At 46.1% G+C, this 18,179-nt stretch carries 19 protein-coding genes; 6 read left to right on the top strand and 13 right to left on the bottom strand.

The features are described from left to right. Positions 1 to 11 precede the first annotated feature (11 nt). From tsaC to hemC, 5 genes are read right to left on the bottom strand one after another with little or no spacing between them, the layout of a single operon-like run. The gene (tsaC, locus tag ACYQ05_RS06510) at positions 12 to 566 is read right to left on the bottom strand and encodes an L-threonylcarbamoyladenylate synthase type 1 TsaC (RefSeq protein WP_459819468.1); all 555 of its coding nucleotides are present in this window, start codon (positions 564 to 566) and stop codon (positions 12 to 14) included. Then, on the bottom strand, positions 559 to 1,749 hold the full coding sequence (locus ACYQ05_RS06515; protein ID WP_459819471.1) for a heme biosynthesis HemY N-terminal domain-containing protein: 1,191 nt from the start codon (positions 1,747 to 1,749) through the stop codon (positions 559 to 561). Before ACYQ05_RS06515 ends, tsaC begins: the two co-directional genes overlap by 8 nt. Next, positions 1,746 to 3,059 (bottom strand): hypothetical protein, encoded by a 1,314-nt coding sequence (locus ACYQ05_RS06520; protein WP_459819472.1) that lies wholly within the window; start codon positions 3,057 to 3,059, stop codon positions 1,746 to 1,748. Before ACYQ05_RS06520 ends, ACYQ05_RS06515 begins: the two co-directional genes overlap by 4 nt. Next, positions 3,052 to 3,876 carry a uroporphyrinogen-III synthase gene (locus tag ACYQ05_RS06525; protein ID WP_459819474.1) on the bottom strand — a complete coding sequence of 275 codons (825 nt, stop codon included), beginning with the start codon at positions 3,874 to 3,876 and terminating at the stop codon, positions 3,052 to 3,054. Before ACYQ05_RS06525 ends, ACYQ05_RS06520 begins: the two co-directional genes overlap by 8 nt. A gap of 15 nt (positions 3,877 to 3,891) precedes the next feature. After that, positions 3,892 to 4,824 (bottom strand): hydroxymethylbilane synthase, encoded by a 933-nt coding sequence (gene hemC, locus ACYQ05_RS06530; RefSeq protein WP_459819476.1) that lies wholly within the window; start codon positions 4,822 to 4,824, stop codon positions 3,892 to 3,894. Between the two features lie 275 nt (positions 4,825 to 5,099). Between hemC and argH the strand changes: the two genes are divergently transcribed. Beyond that, the gene (gene argH / locus ACYQ05_RS06535) at positions 5,100 to 6,500 is read left to right on the top strand and encodes an argininosuccinate lyase (RefSeq protein WP_459819478.1); all 1,401 of its coding nucleotides are present in this window, start codon (positions 5,100 to 5,102) and stop codon (positions 6,498 to 6,500) included. A gap of 42 nt (positions 6,501 to 6,542) precedes the next feature. Here argH and ACYQ05_RS06540 read toward each other — a convergent pair whose 3' ends face one another. Further along, entirely contained in the window at positions 6,543 to 7,937 is a 1,395-nt protein-coding gene (locus ACYQ05_RS06540; RefSeq protein WP_459819480.1) for a GGDEF domain-containing protein, read from the bottom strand. A 4-nt stretch (positions 7,938 to 7,941) separates the two neighbouring features. Further along, the gene (locus tag ACYQ05_RS06545) at positions 7,942 to 8,469 is read right to left on the bottom strand and encodes an adenine phosphoribosyltransferase (RefSeq protein ID WP_459819482.1); all 528 of its coding nucleotides are present in this window, start codon (positions 8,467 to 8,469) and stop codon (positions 7,942 to 7,944) included. Between the two features lie 162 nt (positions 8,470 to 8,631). Here ACYQ05_RS06545 and ACYQ05_RS06550 point away from each other — a divergent pair, with 162 nt between their 5' ends. The 5 genes from ACYQ05_RS06550 to ACYQ05_RS06570 all read left to right on the top strand — a co-directional run bounded on the left by ACYQ05_RS06550 (position 8,632) and on the right by ACYQ05_RS06570 (position 10,924). Beyond that, positions 8,632 to 9,036: a hypothetical protein gene (locus ACYQ05_RS06550; protein WP_459819484.1), complete on the top strand. Its 405-nt coding sequence runs from the start codon at positions 8,632 to 8,634 to the stop codon at positions 9,034 to 9,036. Positions 9,037 to 9,143: 107 nt separating this feature from the next. Further along, positions 9,144 to 9,434, top strand: a complete 291-nt coding sequence (locus ACYQ05_RS06555) for a hypothetical protein (protein WP_459819486.1) — start codon at positions 9,144 to 9,146, stop codon at positions 9,432 to 9,434. Between the two features lie 148 nt (positions 9,435 to 9,582). Next, entirely contained in the window at positions 9,583 to 10,035 is a 453-nt protein-coding gene (locus ACYQ05_RS06560) for a hypothetical protein (RefSeq protein WP_459819488.1), read from the top strand. A 62-nt stretch (positions 10,036 to 10,097) separates the two neighbouring features. Then, a complete protein-coding gene (gene trxC, locus ACYQ05_RS06565; protein ID WP_459819490.1) occupies positions 10,098 to 10,520 on the top strand; it encodes a thioredoxin TrxC in 423 nt (140 codons plus the stop codon). Between the two features lie 164 nt (positions 10,521 to 10,684). Continuing rightward, on the top strand, positions 10,685 to 10,924 hold the full coding sequence (locus tag ACYQ05_RS06570) for a hypothetical protein (RefSeq protein ID WP_459819492.1): 240 nt from the start codon (positions 10,685 to 10,687) through the stop codon (positions 10,922 to 10,924). Positions 10,925 to 10,931: 7 nt separating this feature from the next. Here ACYQ05_RS06570 and ACYQ05_RS06575 read toward each other — a convergent pair whose 3' ends face one another. From ACYQ05_RS06575 to ACYQ05_RS06600, 6 genes are read right to left on the bottom strand one after another with little or no spacing between them, the layout of a single operon-like run. After that, positions 10,932 to 12,545 carry a hypothetical protein gene (locus tag ACYQ05_RS06575; protein WP_459819494.1) on the bottom strand — a complete coding sequence of 538 codons (1,614 nt, stop codon included), beginning with the start codon at positions 12,543 to 12,545 and terminating at the stop codon, positions 10,932 to 10,934. Between the two features lie 26 nt (positions 12,546 to 12,571). Next, complete coding sequence (locus ACYQ05_RS06580; RefSeq protein WP_459819496.1) at positions 12,572 to 14,530, bottom strand: vWA domain-containing protein; 1,959 nt, start codon at positions 14,528 to 14,530, stop codon at positions 12,572 to 12,574. Further along, positions 14,527 to 15,639, bottom strand: a complete 1,113-nt coding sequence (locus ACYQ05_RS06585; protein WP_459819497.1) for a vWA domain-containing protein — start codon at positions 15,637 to 15,639, stop codon at positions 14,527 to 14,529. The genes ACYQ05_RS06580 and ACYQ05_RS06585 overlap by 4 nt, the downstream gene beginning before the upstream one ends. After that, positions 15,632 to 16,048, bottom strand: coding sequence for a hypothetical protein (locus ACYQ05_RS06590; protein WP_459819499.1), 417 nt, complete (start codon positions 16,046 to 16,048; stop codon positions 15,632 to 15,634). The genes ACYQ05_RS06585 and ACYQ05_RS06590 overlap by 8 nt, the downstream gene beginning before the upstream one ends. After that, positions 16,041 to 17,015, bottom strand: a complete 975-nt coding sequence (locus ACYQ05_RS06595; protein WP_459819501.1) for a DUF58 domain-containing protein — start codon at positions 17,013 to 17,015, stop codon at positions 16,041 to 16,043. The genes ACYQ05_RS06590 and ACYQ05_RS06595 overlap by 8 nt, the downstream gene beginning before the upstream one ends. Before the next feature lie 7 nt (positions 17,016 to 17,022). After that, on the bottom strand, positions 17,023 to 17,991 hold the full coding sequence (locus ACYQ05_RS06600) for an AAA family ATPase (RefSeq protein ID WP_459819503.1): 969 nt from the start codon (positions 17,989 to 17,991) through the stop codon (positions 17,023 to 17,025). Positions 17,992 to 18,179 lie beyond the last annotated feature (188 nt).

Here is an 18,179-nt window from a genome sequence, read left to right on the forward strand (position 1 = left end):
CTGACACGCTCCTATCTAATTTTCTGCCCACTGGGGGCATCATAAATGGCTGAAGGTTGATTGGGGGTCGTAAGCGCCCCCTGTACACATAATATGTTCGGAAAAGTTTGCTGTACCTGCTGACAATCGAGCGCTGGCGCTTCACCATTGCGATTTGCGCTGGTGGAAACCAAGGGGCCGCCAAAGGCTTGGCAAAGCTGTTGCACAGTGGGATGTCCCGAAACTCGGACAGCCACCGTTTCTCTTCCGCCGGTAATCCAACTGGGCACTTTATCGGTCGCAGGGACCACCCAAGTCACCGCGCCCGGCCAACTTTGTTGAATGGTTTGCTGTTGCGCTAAAGGAATTGCCTCCCAGGCGATCAAGGGCTCCACCTGTGCTAAGTGAGCTGCCACGAGAATCACCCCCATCTCAATGGGGCGTTGTTTCAGAGCCAATAACCGCAACACCGCCTGCTGCTGAAAAGGGTCACACCCTAAACCATAGACCCCCTCAGTGGCATAAGCAATCACCGCACCTTTTTTTATCGCTTCAACCGCTTGCATCAATGCCGCTTGTTCACTCATGGGTCTTTTTAGCTTGGTCTTCCAGTTGCAAAATGGCCTCCTTATAAGTCAGTGCCGCTTCCTCTTGATCTCCCGCAGCCTCGTAGCACTTCGCTAAGGCATGAAACGTTTCCACTTCAGGCCGTAGCTTAAGACTCTGCTTCAAATAATCTTGCCCTTGTGCCCAGAGTTGGCTCATACAAGCCAGGCGCCCCAAAGTAAGCAATAAAACGGGGTTATTTGGCTGTTGCTTCAACCATTTTTGCGCGACTTTGAGTCGTTGGAAGGCAGGCGCCATTTTTAAGCGCCCATATTGATAAACCAAGCGGTCATCCCACTGTTTTTTTAGGGCTTTTTCAATTAATTGAGCCAAATTGGACTCTTCACCCCAGGCGGCACTTTTCTCAATATATTCAGCCAAGACTTTAGGGTCTAATTGCATTGCTTTGGGTAAATTTTGCCAAATCTGCTGTAGGCTTTTCAGATCAGGCGCCGACATCAACTGACTAATCACCAAATCTCGCTCAAGCTGTGCCAACTCTGACTTATCTAATGCTTTAATACGTTTGACTAAGGGAAGTAGCGCTTGGACTTGCTGCCAAGCCCCTTGTTGCTGCAGCAATTTCACATACTCTGCCAAAATAACGCGATTACGTGGGGCTTCTTCATGCAGCGCTCTCAATAAAGCCAACGCCTTTTGTGGGTTTTGCTCGGCTACCAGTCGCGCTTCTACCAGACCAATGGTGACAATGTCTTCGGGATAGAGAGATTTGGCTTTGGCTAAATATTGATCTCGACGATCATAAGCCCCTTGATTATGCGCCATCTTCGCAGCACTCAAATAGTGCACCAATCCTGAATCACTGTATTTGGCACTTTTAAGCAACTGTTTCTCTGCTGTCTGCCAATCCCCATATTCCAAGGCGATCAATCCCTTTGAAGCGTGGGACTCCGCTTTAGAGTAAGCTTTCATCCGTTTGCGATTGCGCCACCATTTAGGCAGTTTCCATAATATAAGCAGCAGCCGAACCGCTAGATATATGGTGGCAAACAGCAGAATCAGCGCCACCAAGGCAAAACTGACACTGGTCTCTATAACCCAACCTTGCCAAATTAGGGAAATTTTGCCATTATCATACAGGGCAAGCGTCGCTAATCCTGCAGAAATCAACAGACCGATCCCCCACAACACGACCTTTTTCATAGCGCCTCCAGAATGTGCAAATTGGGCCGTGATGGAAACTTAAGCGCTACAAACGGTTTGAGCTGTTGTGCCAACTCCGCTTGTTTTTTCGGATAATATTTTTGGATAAATTCACGCAGTTGCTGCAAGGTTTTCTGGAGCATTTGTGGATTGTGTGTTTCCACTGCCCAATCCAACTGATCTGCCAAAAACAACGCCCGCTGTAACAGAATATCCTGCAATGCGGCTTTTTCAGCAGCGGTCAACTCTGCACGATCCGTTTGTTTATGTACAGAGAAAAGTTGTGTAAAACGCTGCATCAGTCGCTGTTCTGCTGACGCATTCGCACCCTCTTGAGACGATTCAGTCGATTGCGTCGGGTTAGACTCAACGATCACTTGCTTTAACCACGCTCTCAAGGCTTGGGTATTGGGCAAGGTTTCATGTGAAACACTTTGCTGTTTGAGCATCTCTTCATCTTGACCCAACGCTTTTAATAAATTGGCCTTATTCGGCAAATCACTGACCGCAATGGCTTGCTCAAGCGCTCGAAGTTGGGCTAAGGTCTGATCTATATTGCCGGTAAGCTGCCATTGTGTATTGATCTTAACCGCCCATTGCTGAATTTCCATTGGCGTTAAGCTCACTTGATTTTGTGCTTGCTTTTTCTCTTCAGGTACCTGTTCTAATAGCCCTTTTAGCTGTGCTCCCAATCCCTGAAGCTTTTGTTGCATCTGCTGCTGTAGGGTATTTAGTTGCTGCTGGAACTCAGGACTCTGAATCACCGCCCCACCCTCTTTTGCTTGCTCTTGTAACGCCTGAAAGCTTTTTTCCGAAAGGGCGGCCAACTTTTGTTGCAACGTTTGCACCTGCTGCTTTAATGCGTCCACATCCGCTTGAGAAATCACTGGCCGATGCTCAGGAGCGTGTAATTCCGCTTCCAGCTGCGCGACCCGCTGTTGCAGATCACTGAGCTCGTCAGTCAGTGACTTTAAGGCCGTTTTTTGCTGCTGGGACATTTCCGAGAGCGACTGGCTCAACTCGTAAGTTTTTAACTGAAGTCGGTTAATGGCTTCCACTTGCTCCGTTTGTGTGCGGCTCTGCTGAACAAAATAGAATAAAATTAAACTCATTAATATTGCCAGCAATAGCTGTAACCATTGCGTAAACGATTTTGGCCGCCACCAGGCACTTCCCGATTTAGAAGCCTCCTGTTCTTTTGAGCTTCCCTCAGAACCCACCGAAGCTTTTTTGGCATCGGTTTGCGACGCATCTGCGTATTCACCCTCGATAATATGTTTTTTCACTTTTGGGGTTACAGGTTCACTCATATGTCACTCCTATTAGGGTCTCTATCCCTTGTAAAATGCCAGAATTTGAGGTCTCAGGGGCAACCACTATCGGCCCTTGCCAACCCGCTTGCTGAGCCAGATCGGCAATCCGCTCACTAAACACCAGCAATGGCAAATTGGGCAAAAGATGAGTCGATTTTTGTGAAATTTGCCAATTTTCCCAGCCCTGCCAGAGCGCTTTCAAACTTTCAAAACTGGTTGCTAAAATTATTTTAGGCGCTTGCGCTCGAATAAAGGCCTGCCATTGATCCGGACAAAATGGGGCAGCCACTCGTCGATAAAGTGGGAGCTCAATAACATTCACCCCCTTCTGCTCCAGAGCGCGTTGCATATGGTCTCGTCCGCCCTCACCTTTTATCAACACCACAGATTGGCCCGGTGTCAATTTTTGCAGCACTGGATGCGTGAGTAAAGCCTCACTGTCCGCCCGCTTTTGCCCCCCTTGCAAATGTAGTGGCGGTAACAACTGAGCGCCTGGCCGTTGCCAAAACTCAGCGAGCTGATTTTGTAATGCCTGATAAGTCGCTTCACCAATCGCGAGAACAGCACCCTTTTCAATGGCGCACTGGGTTAATAAACGCTGTAAAGGCGCCACCGCATTAGCACTGGTCACCGCCCATAAAGACGCTTCGGTTAAAGCGGTCTGCCATGCTGAAACAGCCGGTTCAGCATATTCAATCGGTTCAATTTTTAAGGTCGGACATGCAAAACTTTGCCCACCTGCTTGCTGCACTAAATCCTTTAACGCCCTCGCTTGATGCGCAGGACGTGTGTTCAATAAAGCAAAACGGGGCATAGATAAGACTTAACCCTACTGTTGATACACCTCTTGCAAAATTTCACCCGCTCCTTTGGCCAATAAGCCCTCAGCCACATCATACCCCAACTGTTCTGGCGCTTCCGTACTGCCCACAAGTGCTTGTAAAATCAATTGAGAGCCATCCAAAGCCCCCACCAAGCCTTTCAGTTCTAGGGTGTCATTGTCTAAAATTTCAGCATAACCGCCAATGGGCACCTGGCATCCCCCCTGTAGACGGTGATTCATCGCCCGCTCAGCCCGCACCCGAATTTCAGTCGGAGTATGATTTAAACAGGCAACGAGGGCACGTGTCTCTTCATCCTCAATTAAACACTCAACACCAATCGCGCCTTGCGCCACTGCGGGCAGGCACACTTCGGGTGAAATTTTACTCTTAATGCGCTCTGGCATCTCTAATCGCTCTAAACCGGCAGTTGCCAAAATAATGGCATCATATTCACCCGCATCCAGTTTACTTAAACGTGTCCCGACATTACCGCGCAAATCTTTAATCACAAGCTCAGGATAGAGCGCTTGTAACTGCGCTTTACGGCGTAGGCTAGAGGTCCCTAAAATGCTGCCGGCGGGCATCTCATCCAAACTTTCAAAGCGATTGGAAACAAACGCATCCGTTGGGTCATGACGCTCTAAAATGGCGCCCAGCATAAAGCCTTCTGGCAACTCCATCGGCACATCTTTCATGGAGTGCACAGCAATATCCGCTTCACCTTCAGCGATCCGCTCTTCCAACTCTTTGGTAAATAAGCCTTTGCCACCGATTTTTGCCAAAGGGACATCCAAAATTTTATCCCCTTGTGTCGTCATCCCAATCAACTTGACTTCAAGCTGCGGATGCGCGGCTTCCAGTTGCGCCTTCACAAATTCAGACTGCCACATGGCCAGTGGACTTTTACGGGTTGCGATACGAAGTTTCGTTTTTGCCATGGCTTTATCCTTAATTTCAGATTTAATTTTATAGAGACCTTTGCATGAGTGGGATGCGAACTAAAAATGAGAAAAAATTTTCCATATCTAGGCGGGAAACGCAGGCAATAGCCAGCTATTGCCAAGTTTTCCAACAACGATAGGGGAAATTTTAGCCATTTTTAGCCGTAGAACCATCTCGTGCAAAGGTCTCTTTTAATTAATTATCATTTTACTGAACTTAACCGGCTTTGTTTGAATGATTTATAATAGATTTTTTATTTTGAGAGCCGATTATGAACAATAAAGTCAATAAAGCCAAACTGTCCAGCGCACGTTTTTCCGAATCTACAGACGCTTTTGTGGAAGCTTTTACCGCCTCCATTCAATTTGACCAACGCATGTATCGTCAAGATATTCAGGGTTCAATCGCTCATGCCAAGATGCTGAACAAGGTCGGCATTTTGACCACTGATGAGCTACAAGCCATTATTGACGGCTTAACCCAAATTCAGCAAGAGATTGAACGCGGCGAATTTGAATGGTCAATTGCGCAAGAAGATATTCATATGAATATTGAAGCGCGTTTAACCGATCTCATTGGCATCACCGGAAAAAAACTTCATACAGGTCGTTCACGCAATGACCAGGTAGCGACCGATATCCGCCTCTATTTACGGGATGAGATGGATGAAACGATTTTGCCTGAATTGAAACGTCTAATGGAAGGGATCGTCCATTTGGCGGAAAAAGAGGCTGAGACCATTATGCCTGGCTTTACCCACTTGCAAACCGCGCAGCCAGTCACTTTTGGTCACCATATGATGGCGTGGTTTGAGATGATTAAGCGAGATTTTGAACGCTTGCAAGATTGTCGGAAACGCACCAATACCTTGCCACTCGGCTCTGCCGCTTTAGCCGGCACCACCTATCCGATTGACCGAGCTTATACCGCAGAACTTCTTGGTTTTGAGCGCATTTCAGAAAACTCACTGGATGGGGTTTCTGATCGCGATTTTGCCATTGAGTTTGAAGCCTTTGCCAGCGTGCTGATGATGCACCTGTCACGCTTTTCAGAAGAGTTGGTGCTATGGTCTTCCGCTCAATTCCAGTTTATTGATCTGCCTGACCGCTTCTGCACCGGCTCCTCCATTATGCCGCAGAAAAAAAATCCAGATGTGCCCGAACTGGTGAGAGGCAAAACTGGACGCGTCTATGGTCATTTAATGAGTCTGCTCACTTTAATGAAGTCTCAACCTTTGGCCTACAATAAAGACAATCAAGAAGATAAAGAACCCCTCTTTGACACCATTGATACTTTAAAAGGCAGTCTACGTGCCTTTGCCGATATGATCCCAGCGATCATTGTTAAACGCGAAAATACCTATGAAGCGGCTAAACGCGGCTTTTCTACGGCCACGGACTTAGCAGACTATCTGGTCAATAAAGGCCTCCCCTTCCGAGATGCACATGAAGTGGTGGGGTTAGCGGTTGCCTATGGCATTAAGCAGGGCATGGATTTATCTGAAATGCCTTTAGAAGTGTTAAAAGGCTTTAGTGATTTGATTGATGAGGATGTCTATCAAGTACTGACTTTAGAAGGCTCCGTTTCGGCTCGTAACCACTTAGGCGGCACCGCACCGGAACAGGTCAAACACGCCATACAGCGCGCCAAAACCTTTTTAGAGCAGCTGTAATGAATCATACCAGCGTTATCTGAAATAGTGCTGGTATCTAAGTTACACTTCACAAGCTTTTACATTCTTTATCTCATTATAAATAACAATGCGGTCTCGTCCACGCTCTTTCGCCAAATAGAGCGCTTGATCCGCTGCATTAATTAACTCCATTTCAGAATTCGCAGGTACCCTAGGATAAGTAGCGATACCACAACTTACTGAAATATGGAATTTTTGACTGTCTTCTGTAATTTCTGTATCTTTGATGCGATGACGAATCCGTTCACACACAGTTCTCGCATCTTCGGTTGAAGCGCCTTGCATGACCACCAAGAACTCTTCACCCCCATAGCGGATGACCATATCTCCATCGCGCAACACTTTCTGAATCGTTTGCGCCACCATCACAATGACTTTATCGCCGACCAAGTGACCATAGGTATCATTAATGGCTTTAAAGTGATCGATATCCAACATTGCACAGCTTAAAGACGAGCGTTCTCTGACCGCATGGTTAAAACTCTCTTTTAACCGCTCCAGACCAAAACGGCGATTATAAATATTGGTTAAAGGATCATAAGCTGCCAATTTCTGAAAACGTTGATGCGTCAACACATTATTAATCGCCAGACCAATACTGCGTCTAATTAATTGAAGCAGTTGGCGCGTTCGCTCATCCGCAGGTTGCCCCCCTTTGGCTGCGACCAATACGCCTGAAACGACGCCTTTATACTCTAAAGGCTCGACAAAAACTTCTGTTGGACGAAATTTTGTTAACACCCCGTCAAGCTCTATATCGGTTGGCAGAGAGATATGATAGCTTTTTTTATGCGCAATGGCATTTTCAACCATTTCATGCTCGAGCAATCCCTCTGGCTGCAGAATACCAATGGAAGCGGCCAATTTCAGATCAGCATTGTTTAACACGAGCACTGCCGCTGCTTTAATGCGCGTGGAATCAATTAAGAGCTCTATCGTCTTCTCTGAGAGACTTTTAAGCGCCATATTTTCCGAGATAATTTTAGTAAATTTGTTATAAACTACCTCGATGTCATGCGATTGAATCAGTGCATGCAGCATTTCATTATAGGCTTGAGCAGTGGTCCCAATTTCATCTTTTGAGACAACATGAATATCACAAAAACCGTCTGCACACTTGATACCCTCCTGAAAAAAATCTTTATTTTTTAAATTATTGGCAATCTCTTCCATTCTCTGAGACAGCAGTTTTAAATGCGGACGAATCACCGTCGAAATCAATAAAAAGCTGATCAGTCCCACCACCTGACCTGCCACTAGAGAGATCAAATAAAACTGAAAAGTTTCCACTTGTTCAGCGGGAAAGCCATACCATGTCAAAAAATGCGGGAAGGCTAAACCCATTAGCACCCCCACAAACTGCATAAACAAAAATTGATCTAAAAAGATACTTTTGGTTAAACGAGGCAGTTTCATAAACTCACTCATCCTCCATTTGAATGACACTGCGAACTTTTTGTCCGTGGTAATCAAAATGGTTAAGCGCTGTAAGTTCAATGAGACAGGCCATGCCGGCAACCTCATAACCCACTTGCTCACACAGTTGTGCAGCGGCTTTCATAGAACCACCCGTCGCAATTAGATCATCTAAAATAAAAACTTTTTTGCCATCTCCTTGCTGCATCTCTAACTCATCTGAGCCATATTCCAACCCATAACAGATAGACGCGGCGACATTGGGCAGCTTGCCTGGTTTACGAATTTTAATAAATCCTTTATTGTGTTTATAAGCGAGCGCAGAAGCAAAGATAAAACCGCGAGATTCAATGCCCGCTAAATAATCCACCTGCTGCCACTCTTCTTCAGAAAAAAGTGCACTCATGGCATCAATGGTTTCGGTAAAATGAGATTTTAATAAGGGTGAAATGTCTTGAAACAGTATTCCCGGTTTGGGAAAATCTGGCACGGCATCTAAATAGGCCGCTAAAGGATGAGAAATCTTCTTCATTATGAGTAAGTCATGCTTTTTTAATAAAAAATTTAAATAATTGATTGATTATACTACTAAATTAAGTAAGGTTTAATCATAAAAAATTTTTGGGTATCACTTAGACCTCTCCTTTATTTCATCATGAATATGAACGCACATATCATTTAAAAAGGCATCATTGTGGACTTAATCGAAAATAAGTACGAAACGGCATTAATGCAACAGCTGCCCCCCAATGCAAGAGATCTGGCAGAAGACTTATTTAGCACACGCTCATTACAACAGCTGCTGGAAATACTCTATGAAAAAGGGATTGATGAAAGAGATTTAAAACAACACCACCTTTCTGAAAAGCAGGCGCCTGAGATTCTATACGCCACCCTTTTAGCGAAAACGACCTATTTTTTACCCAATCACAAGTTCACAAAAGCTGAGTGTCACTATCTCATCACCTTAGCGTGTGCGGTTGCAGGCTATTCACTTAAAGACTACACGCTTTCTGAAATTATTATTAGCAGTCAAGCATCGCTGCCCGTTTTTTCTCAATGGCTGTTAACTTTTGAAAAACTCTATCTCTCACTCTAACGATTATCCCAAAATACATCATAATGCCCTTAACGCATTGATTTTTATTGTATTCATAGCTTTTTAGCGTTATACTCAAATTTTGGATGCATTTGGAGGGTTTAACCATGTCAACCATTAACCCCATACTGACTTCTGTCGCGCAAACCGCTTATGCCAACCATCTCTTTCCTAACGAAGAGGCAAAAGAGAAGGTTTCTGACCGTGAAGCCCCTAAAACATCCGCCAGTGACAACACCACAGTCACTTTATCCGAAGCCGGTTTACAAAAAAGTCGTGCAGAACAAGATTTAGCCACTCATCAATTTATCAAAGACTCAGAATCTTTGGAGCAACGCGACGCCCATGAACAGAATGAAACTTTGGCCGGTTTAAGCTACGGTTCTCAAGCCAAATAACTGCATCTCAATGATTACTCCATAGTTTCATTTATCAACTATCAATATAATTAATCTATGGATATATTTCTTTTATCCATTTTGCTCCTCAGAATTAAGCACGATACCGATTAGGGTCGTGCTTTTTTTTTAAAAAAAAGGAATGCTTATGACAGAAAATCATAGAGCCTATCGACACGGACGCGGTTCCGACGCGGAACACAAAGCTGACCAAGCACTGTTTCACAAATTGCTGGAACGCCATACTGAGCTGAAACGGGAAACCGAAAAACTGCCCAATGGGATTACTGTGCGCACGACCAGTGACAATCCAGAACTGGTAAAAGTACTGATTGAACATGTAGAAGGGATGAAACGCCGGTTTGGTAAAGGTCGCGCGGTTCGTTCTTGGGACCCGCTTTTTGCCGCACTGTTTGAATATCGTGATCAAATCAAAATGGAATATCATCCCATTGAAAATGGCGTTGAAGCAAAATTAACCGCTGAAGACCCCAAACTCGTTGAGCTGATCTATGCTCATGATAAAACCTTACACGGTTTTGTCAATGAAGGCTTTGAAGCAGGAAGACGGGAAAGTCCAGTACCCGATTGGCTTAAATAGACCTTGAAAAAGTGCTGGACGCACCTATTAAGTTGATAACGAACTAAATAGGAGACTTTACAATGATTATTATGTGTCCACACTGTGGCGCGTTAAACCGTGTGCCAGATGAAAAACTCAATAGCCAACCCACCTGTGGTAAATGTAAACGACCTCTGTTTACTGGACAACCCGTCGAGATGAATGGTCAACAGTTTTTACGCGCCTTGCAAAAAACCGACCAACCTTTAGTGGTCGATTTTTGGGCGCCTTGGTGCGGGCCCTGTAAAATGTTTGCCCCAACTTTTGCTCAAGCTGCGGCACAAATTGAACCCCGTGCGCGTTTTGTCAAAATAAATACGGAAAACGAACAACAGGTGGCCGCACAATTTGGTATTCGCTCAATCCCAACCCTAGCCATCTTCAAAAATGGTCAAGAAGTGGATCGTATTTCAGGCGCGCTGAGTTTGCCACAGTTTACCCAATGGGTAAATCAGCACCTGTAATGATTTAACTGCCCTGCTCATTTGGCTAGGCTTTCAAACCTTTGCATGGAATCCTTTTATGACTACAATGGCTTCATGCAAAGGTTTTTTATGAGACCTTTGCATGAAGCCATTTTTAGCCGTAGAACCATCTCGTGCAAAGGTCTCTTTATTTGGAGAAACAGATGGAAATTGGATCTAAAGAACACAAACAATTACTGCGCAACACTATTTTAAAAACGGCTTTAAAGACCTTCTCCTTAGGAGCTGTCATTGGCATCCTACTGATTATCCCCAGCTTGGTTAGAGAAAATAGCTTTTCCCTTTTGATGGAAAAAATCGGTTTAACCGTGATTGCCCTCTCTTTTGCTTATGCCAGCTATATTGCCTGGAAAAAATTTAAATCAATCTTTAAAGACTTTTAGCACCGTCTTAACCACGCTTACGCCATAAAGCGATCCTAGGCAAAGTTTGCATCAGTTGGTAACGAATTTTCTGCCAAACTGTTTGCTGCTGACACCATTTTAAAGCTTGTTGTTTCAAAACCTGAAAATCCTCCTCATTGCGCGAACCTTGCTCACTAAAGAGTTGTTGATTTAGCGTCTCTACCCATAGCGGAAGCGCACCTTTCCGCCCCAATTTAAACATATAGGCTTCAAATGTCTGTTGAACTGGAGCGCCAATCTGTTTTTTCTCGCCGTCACATGCCACTTCTGGTTGATCCAGCATCCAGTGCATACAGTTTTGCAGTGCGCACCAGAGCGCTTCTGGCGTTTCAGCTCGCTGTGTACGCGCCAGCCAGCGTTTATATTGCTGTTGCAGCGTTAACCCCCAAATACTGAAACTCAATAAGGTGATGCCCAATAGAAAAATCAACAGTTGCATGATCAGCTTAGCCCCCGCTGGCCACACCCAAACGGTTTGAGCAGGTAAAACAGTCGTTTGCACTTTTTCTGTGGCTGGATTGAAACTTAATAAACGTAGTTCCGGCAAGACATGCTGCCCCCAACTTAAAAAACGCAGCGGTTGATCAATTTTCGCTTGGCTCACCAGTCCTTGTGCTGTCAGCTGTTCGGATTTCTGAATTTGATTGGCCAGCCACTGTACCTGAGTATCCGCAACCAACTGATCCTCTAAACTCGGCAAGGAATCAGCTGGCACTGAAATCCCCTTAAGCGTTATCGCCCAGTTAACCAGATCACCGGATTCTATCCACAATGGCAGCGCTTCGGCTTTTAAAGCTAACCGACCCACAGGCAGATTAAACGGCAAATAACTTGGGAGAGGTTTCACATGAAACAGGTGATGGCGATCAGGATAGGGGAAAAAATGCCAGGGTTGCTGAGAACGATTTTGCACCTCTAAATAAGGATTGACTGCACGAATCACCCCTGCTTGTTTAAAGGTATAAGCCGCCATAAACAGCTGCTCTACTCCCTGATTTTTCGTTTTTCTTTCGGCAATGGCGGTGCCATGACTTAAGGCACGGTAATCTGAATGATCGACTTGATAAGTGTTAGGTGACGACTCGATTTTTTGCGCTTCAAACAGATGCAAAGTGCCACGATAAGCCGGATCCGATAGATGAACCATCACCTTCCAGTTCAACGTTTGATGCGCAAAGAGCTTTGTACTGTCTGGCTGCCAGCTCACTTGCACTTCAGGGTTCGGCGCAATATGGAAAACCTGTGGTGGCAGTTGAATCCGGCCGGCATCAATGGCCGGAAAGGTAAACTGTCCAGGCTTTTGCGGATAGAGGGTGACGCGCACAAAGTCCTCATCCCCCTCCACTTTAAAAATCATCCAGTACTGCTTGAGCTGTTTAACGATGGCTGGGGTAAACGCTTGCTCAATCTGAGCGCCCCGAATATAGAGTGTGGTAAACTCGCCCATCTTGAGTTGCGTACGCGAAAAATGCACTTTTGCCGGCGCCAAGGCTTGTGCATGCGCCTCTACATTTGTCTCTGCATAAGCCAAGGTAAACCATCCACTGATCACCCAGCTCATGCATACAATCAACCACACATTCTGATACTTTCTTTGCATACTCTAAAACCTTTAAAACCTTTTTACTACCAAGGTTGAATCCCAGGCATCTGATGCGGCACTTTTTGCGGAGCCATATAGCCTTCTTCCCGTTCAAAAATGCGTTTTAATAACACCCTTTGTTTATCCTTCACTTGACGCAATCGCCCTTCAATATCGGAAATCACCTTTTGCTGCTGTTCATCCTGCAAGATGGCTTGCGCTTCCGGATTCAGTCCACTGCCCTCAGCGCCGATCTCTAGAGTTTGAGACATGCCCGGTTGAACCCCATACTCAGTAGGCGCCTCTATTTGCGGTAACACAAATTTGTCTTTCGGGCCGGCTTGAGTTTCTATCTGGTCTTCACCCCCTTGACCTGGTTTTGGCTTTTCTGAAGGCTTCTGCCCACCATAAAAAGCCCCCTCTTGCTGAGGATTGTTACCGCCTCCAACACCTTTTTTCTGCTTGCCTGGTTGATTACGCTGGGCTTTTTGCAACTGCTTTTCTGCCAACTTTAAGTTGTGTTGTGCTTTCGGATAAGACGCTTGATAGTGCAAAGCCCCTTGATAAGCCTCAATCGCTTTTTGATAGAGACGCGTTTGATAATAGGTATTACCAAGATTATACAAGGCTTGCGCACGTTCATGATCACTGTTCGCCGCTTGAAAAGCGTAGCGAAAATAGAAGACGGCTGACGCCCAATCTTGGTTACGATAAGCTGCATCGCCAGCATTAAACCAGCCTACAAAGCCACCCACCTCATCAAAATACTGCGTAGCCAATGCATAATCCTTATTTTGATAAGCTTCATAAGCCAATTTGGCTTTGCGCATCTGTTGCCAATCCAGTTGCGCGGCCGCCACCGGTTGAGAAATCAAACTCAGAGAAAAAAGCGTGAAAAAAGTCAAAATCCCCAGTCCTGCCAGCGGTGGAGGGCTTTTATGCTGAAGTTTTAATGGCATTTTAATCCGAAACCAAGCCAACAATAGCGCTAAAATCCCAAGCGCTATAAAAGGTAAGCTGTGATCCTGCCACTGGGTGGTCTGCTCATTCAATGTCTGAGGATTCGCTTTGACGGCAATGCGTTTGAGCAATTGGTTAATTTGGCGATGGTCGGCCGACAGTTTTTCATAGGATCCCCCTACCTGTTCAGCCACTTTGCGTAAAAAAGCCTCTTCCAGCCGAGTTTTCACCAGTAGGCCATTCACATGGAGATAAGCATTCGGTTGTGCTGGATCATCATGCTCTAGCGGTACCGGTTTTGGCGTGCCTACACCATAAAGATAGGTTTCAATCGAATCTTGCTGCAATCTGGCATAGCCGTCGGGATCCGGCTGTAAGTGCCAGGCATTGGGTTGGCCATTAGTGAATACCAGCAATAAAGTCGGCTGTTCTGCTGTCTGTTTCAATAGCCGATGCGCTTCCACCAATGCCGTTTTTAAGCGGCTACCCCGTGTCGGCATCATGTCCGGTTCAGTCAGCTGTAAAAAATGGGCAAACAATCCCTTATCTTGAGTGAGTGGCACAATAAGATGCGGGTAGGCTTGATAGCCTAACAACCCAATACGATCGGCCGGGGCAAGTTGCTGGTTAATCGCACTGATCCAAGCTTTAGCAAATTCAAAACGATTGGGCAGCACATCTTTTGCCTCCATGGATCGAGAAAGATCCATTACCACCAGAATATCCACCCCATTCCGCTGCTGCTGTTGAATGGATGACTGTAAGGTGCGCGGTCCAGCTAATGCAATCATCCATGCCAGCCATGCCACTGTTAAAAAAGCGAGGGGTGAGCTGAGTTTTTTCATCCCCCAAAGTAAGCGTTGCTTCCAATTCTTAGCAGGATGCTCAGCCTTAGACACCTTCACCCAAGGCCACAGAGCGGGATCTGCATATTGACTCTGTTGCTGCCTTTGCCACAATCGTTGACCCAACCAAAGCAACCATGGCAACACCGTAAAAAGAAGCCAAAAAGGTTCACGCCAATGTAACGCCGCCCAATTCATGCCTGCCCTCCCTGCCGTGCCATTCGATTTGCATGCACAGAGAGCAGCGCAACATACAGCAATAATAAGGCGACGGCGACCTTTAACGGCCAGAAATAGAGAGGAATGTGCTGTGGTGGGGGTGGGGGTAACACCACCGGTTTACCGGCAGATGCCCGAATCTCAGCCAACACCTGCTGCAGAGCTTCTCCACTGCTGACACGGAAGTAGTCCCCTCCGGTTTGCTGCGCCAACCATTTTAAAATCGTCGGATCCAGAGGGGCGTAATTTAACCCCGCATATTGACGTCTATCCGCTTGACCACTGCCCGCACCGATGCCGATGGTATAGATCGGCACATTCATCGCTTGCGCATACTGCACAATAGATTTTAAAGGCATGGCACTGGGACGGCTTAACCCATCACTTATCAATACAAGGATACGGTTAGGTGAAGTGCCTTCTTGGTCAATCTGCTGTAATGCTAAGCCCAAAGCTTCGCCCATGCCTTCATCTGTTCGGCCGGCCAAAAACGGTTTCAGGCGCTGTAGGCTCAATTGAGCCGCACGGGCATCTGAGGTCATCGGCAACAGCATATAGGCCTGTTCTGCAAAAATGGAGAGCCCAAAGCGATTGCCTTTTAGCTGTTGCATAAAATCTTCTAACACCGCCTTCACCACCTGCATTCTCTCCACCGGTTTGCCATTTAGCTCGTAGTCTGGCAAGACAAAGGTGACTGAACTTTCGACCACAAATTGAATGTCCCGCGATGATTGCGTACTGGTTTGAGATTTGAGCGGTTTTATCCACTCCGGTTGCGCCAAAGCCAGCAGCGCAAACAGCAGCACCAACACTCTTAAGGGATACAGGAGCCACTTCAGCCCGCCTTGATTTGACGCATTTGCCGCCGTCTTCGATACAAACAGATGAATTAAGGAATGGCGAAAACGGACAAAACGGCTGGCTACGCCCTGTTCTAAATCGGTCGACGCCGGTCGCCATAGATGCAGAAAAAGCAACGCCATCACGACAACCATACCCCCAATAAACCATTCAAAATGCCGGAATTGAACTTGATGCCAATCCACACTTGTGAGCTGTTGTAAAGCAGAAAATAGCCACTCAAACATCCGCCAGCCTCCTAACGCTTGAGCGCCAATCTGCCACTGGCAGTGTTTCTATCCAGACTTTTAAAGCGTGACAGTCAACCGGTGCTGAACTAAACAACCAAAGATTGAGTTGTTGTTGCTGTTCTGCATTCAGTGGCCATTTTTTAAGGTGTACATAGCGCCGTAATAGCCATTTTTTTAATCGCTTAGAGGCGCATTGCGCATCAGTAAAACTTTCCAGTTGCCGCAACCATTTCTTTTTTAACCAACGCTGCTGTAGACTCGGAAGATGGCGACGCAAAAATAAGAAGCCTACCCAGAGGACAATACCCGCTAGCAAAATACCCATGACCCACTGCAAAACATACACCCAGTCCCCACCTATCGGCAAAAGCGGTTCAATATCGAGTAAAGCCGTTTCTTTAGCCATGATCTAGCCGCTCTTTTAGCCAGTTTGGCAATTGATCTTCCTCAGTCGTCAATTGTGCCAATTCATCATCTGTTTTCAGCCATTTGACGGAAAGATCCGCCTGTTGATAGGCATTCACCTTTTGCGCAAAATAATCGTGTGCCCACTGAGCATAAGCGCCACGAATTTCAGATAACACCTTCTGTTGACCGTCAATGCCTTGTAGCTGAATACCGGAAGCGAGTGGCAGATTTAACTCTGCAACATCGACGATCTGCACCATCTTTAATTGCACACAAGACTGTAAACTTGAAAGCAACCATAAGCTCTGTTCGCTTAGGTCAATAAAATCACTGATCAGGATTAAACGCATGCCTGGAGATAGGTGGGATTGCAACGTTTGCAAGACCCCTTCTAAATTGGGCATTTCTTCTTCAGCTATTAGTGGGCATGGACGAGAAAGATGGTGCATCACTTCTGCATAACTGTTTTTACCCTCAAAAATGGGACTCACATCCACCGCTTCAGTCATCGCTACTGCAGTCAATGGAAAACCTGATTGCTGCGCTAACCAGGCGTAATATCCGGCCACGCGAATACCTTGAGTCACTTTCAGTCGTTTACGCGTACCCAATCGCATGGGTGAACGCATATCGAGTACAATCATCCAGCGCTCTTGTCGTTCTTCTTGAAACAGCTTGCTATAAGCTTTCCCAGTTCGCGCCATCAACCGCCAATTCAGATGACGCACTTCATCTCCCCTTTGGTAGAGGCGACTCTCATCATACTCAAAGCCACTGCCACGATAGGGGCTAGGCTGCTCCCCTTTTTTAAAAGCGGTGCTTAAACGATGTAATTCACTGATCACCTGTGGCATTAAAGAGAGTTCTTCTGCCAGCTCCAGAATTTGAAACTCAGAAAAAATAGGCTCTTCCACCGTTTTTTGAACACTCGGCGTCACACCGCGCAGAAAGGAAAAAAGTTTCATGTGAAACCTATTCTGCATCAGCCGGCACGGGCACTTTTTCCAACATGCGTGCAATCACTTTATCAGCTGTCCACTGATGCGCTCGACCACTGAAACTGATCGCCAAACGGTGACGCAAAATATCCGGTAAGACCTCAGCAACATCGTCCGGCGTCACAAAATTTCGATTAGCCAACCACGCTTTGGCACTGGCTGCATGCAGCAGAGAGAGCGATGCGCGCGGTGAAGCCCCAATTTCGACGACATGCGCTAAGGCTTCGTCAAGCTGCGCTAAATGACGCGTTGCACTGACCAAAGCGACCATATATCGCTCCACGGCGGGTGAAATATAAACCTCTGCCACCTGTTTTCTTGCTTGCAGAACCATCTCTGGCGTTAAAAACGCCTCTGGTTTGGCATGATCCTCACCAAAATGCCGCTGCCGATCCAACTGTAAAATTTTCAGCTCCTCTTCTTCAGAAGGATAGTCCAATATCACATGTAGCATAAACCGATCTAATTGTGCTTCAGGTAAGGGATAGGTCCCACTCTGCTCTAAAGGATTTTGCGTTGCCAATACCAAAAACAGTTCAGGTAAAGCGCGCGTCTGCCCACCTGCGGTTACCTGTTTTTCCGCCATTGCTTCCAACAGAGCAGACTGCACTTTGGGTGGCGCACGGTTAATCTCATCCGCGAGCACAATCTCATTAAAAATTGGCCCTTTGACAAAGACCAATTGCCCGGTTTTCGGATCTAAAATATCCGACCCCATCACATCTCCCGGCATCAAATCCGGCGTAAACTGAATCCGTTGAAAACTGGCATGCACCCCTTCCGATAACGCCTTAACCGCTGTGGTCTTTGCCAAACCCGGTGGTCCTTCCAGTAAGATATGCCCGCCTGTCAGCAACCCAATCATCATCCGTTCTAATAAGGTTTCTTGACCAATAATGACCGATTGTAGATGCTGCTTAAGTTTGACAAATTCTGCTTGCATAAATATTCCTTAATCTGTATTTGACACTTTTTCTACGGCCTTTATCCGTCTCTGTGAGTATAGATTTTTTAAGCGTTTTTCATAGCAAAATGTGGCGCTGATCCCTAAGCTTAGACTTAACCTCAAACCCAAGGAATCTTAAGCCAAATAATTTTCTAAAATCTATCAGTATGCCTTAAAAGTGGCAC

It is taken from the genome of Galenea microaerophila (genome assembly GCF_054657255.1).

Coding starts and splice junctions, on each gene's coding strand:
- ACYQ05_RS06515 (WP_459819471.1), bottom strand. CDS start 1,749: ATGAAAAAGGTCGTGTTGTGGGGGATCGGTCTGTTGATTTCTGCAGGA.
- ACYQ05_RS06580 (WP_459819496.1), bottom strand. CDS start 14,530: ATGAATTGGGCGGCGTTACATTGGCGTGAACCTTTTTGGCTTCTTTTT.
- ACYQ05_RS06590 (WP_459819499.1), bottom strand. CDS start 16,048: ATGGCTAAAGAAACGGCTTTACTCGATATTGAACCGCTTTTGCCGATA.
- ACYQ05_RS06545 (WP_459819482.1), bottom strand. CDS start 8,469: ATGAAGAAGATTTCTCATCCTTTAGCGGCCTATTTAGATGCCGTGCCA.
- hemC (WP_459819476.1), bottom strand. CDS start 4,824: ATGGCAAAAACGAAACTTCGTATCGCAACCCGTAAAAGTCCACTGGCC.
- ACYQ05_RS06540 (WP_459819480.1), bottom strand. CDS start 7,937: ATGAAACTGCCTCGTTTAACCAAAAGTATCTTTTTAGATCAATTTTTG.
- ACYQ05_RS06525 (WP_459819474.1), bottom strand. CDS start 3,876: ATGCCCCGTTTTGCTTTATTGAACACACGTCCTGCGCATCAAGCGAGG.
- trxC (WP_459819490.1), top strand. CDS start 10,098: ATGATTATTATGTGTCCACACTGTGGCGCGTTAAACCGTGTGCCAGAT.
- ACYQ05_RS06520 (WP_459819472.1), bottom strand. CDS start 3,059: ATGAGTGAACCTGTAACCCCAAAAGTGAAAAAACATATTATCGAGGGT.
- tsaC (WP_459819468.1), bottom strand. CDS start 566: ATGAGTGAACAAGCGGCATTGATGCAAGCGGTTGAAGCGATAAAAAAA.
- ACYQ05_RS06575 (WP_459819494.1), bottom strand. CDS start 12,545: ATGCAAAGAAAGTATCAGAATGTGTGGTTGATTGTATGCATGAGCTGG.
- ACYQ05_RS06600 (WP_459819503.1), bottom strand. CDS start 17,991: ATGCAAGCAGAATTTGTCAAACTTAAGCAGCATCTACAATCGGTCATT.
- ACYQ05_RS06585 (WP_459819497.1), bottom strand. CDS start 15,639: ATGTTTGAGTGGCTATTTTCTGCTTTACAACAGCTCACAAGTGTGGAT.
- ACYQ05_RS06555 (WP_459819486.1), top strand. CDS start 9,144: ATGTCAACCATTAACCCCATACTGACTTCTGTCGCGCAAACCGCTTAT.
- ACYQ05_RS06570 (WP_459819492.1), top strand. CDS start 10,685: ATGGAAATTGGATCTAAAGAACACAAACAATTACTGCGCAACACTATT.
- ACYQ05_RS06560 (WP_459819488.1), top strand. CDS start 9,583: ATGACAGAAAATCATAGAGCCTATCGACACGGACGCGGTTCCGACGCG.
- ACYQ05_RS06595 (WP_459819501.1), bottom strand. CDS start 17,015: ATGAAACTTTTTTCCTTTCTGCGCGGTGTGACGCCGAGTGTTCAAAAA.
- argH (WP_459819478.1), top strand. CDS start 5,100: ATGAACAATAAAGTCAATAAAGCCAAACTGTCCAGCGCACGTTTTTCC.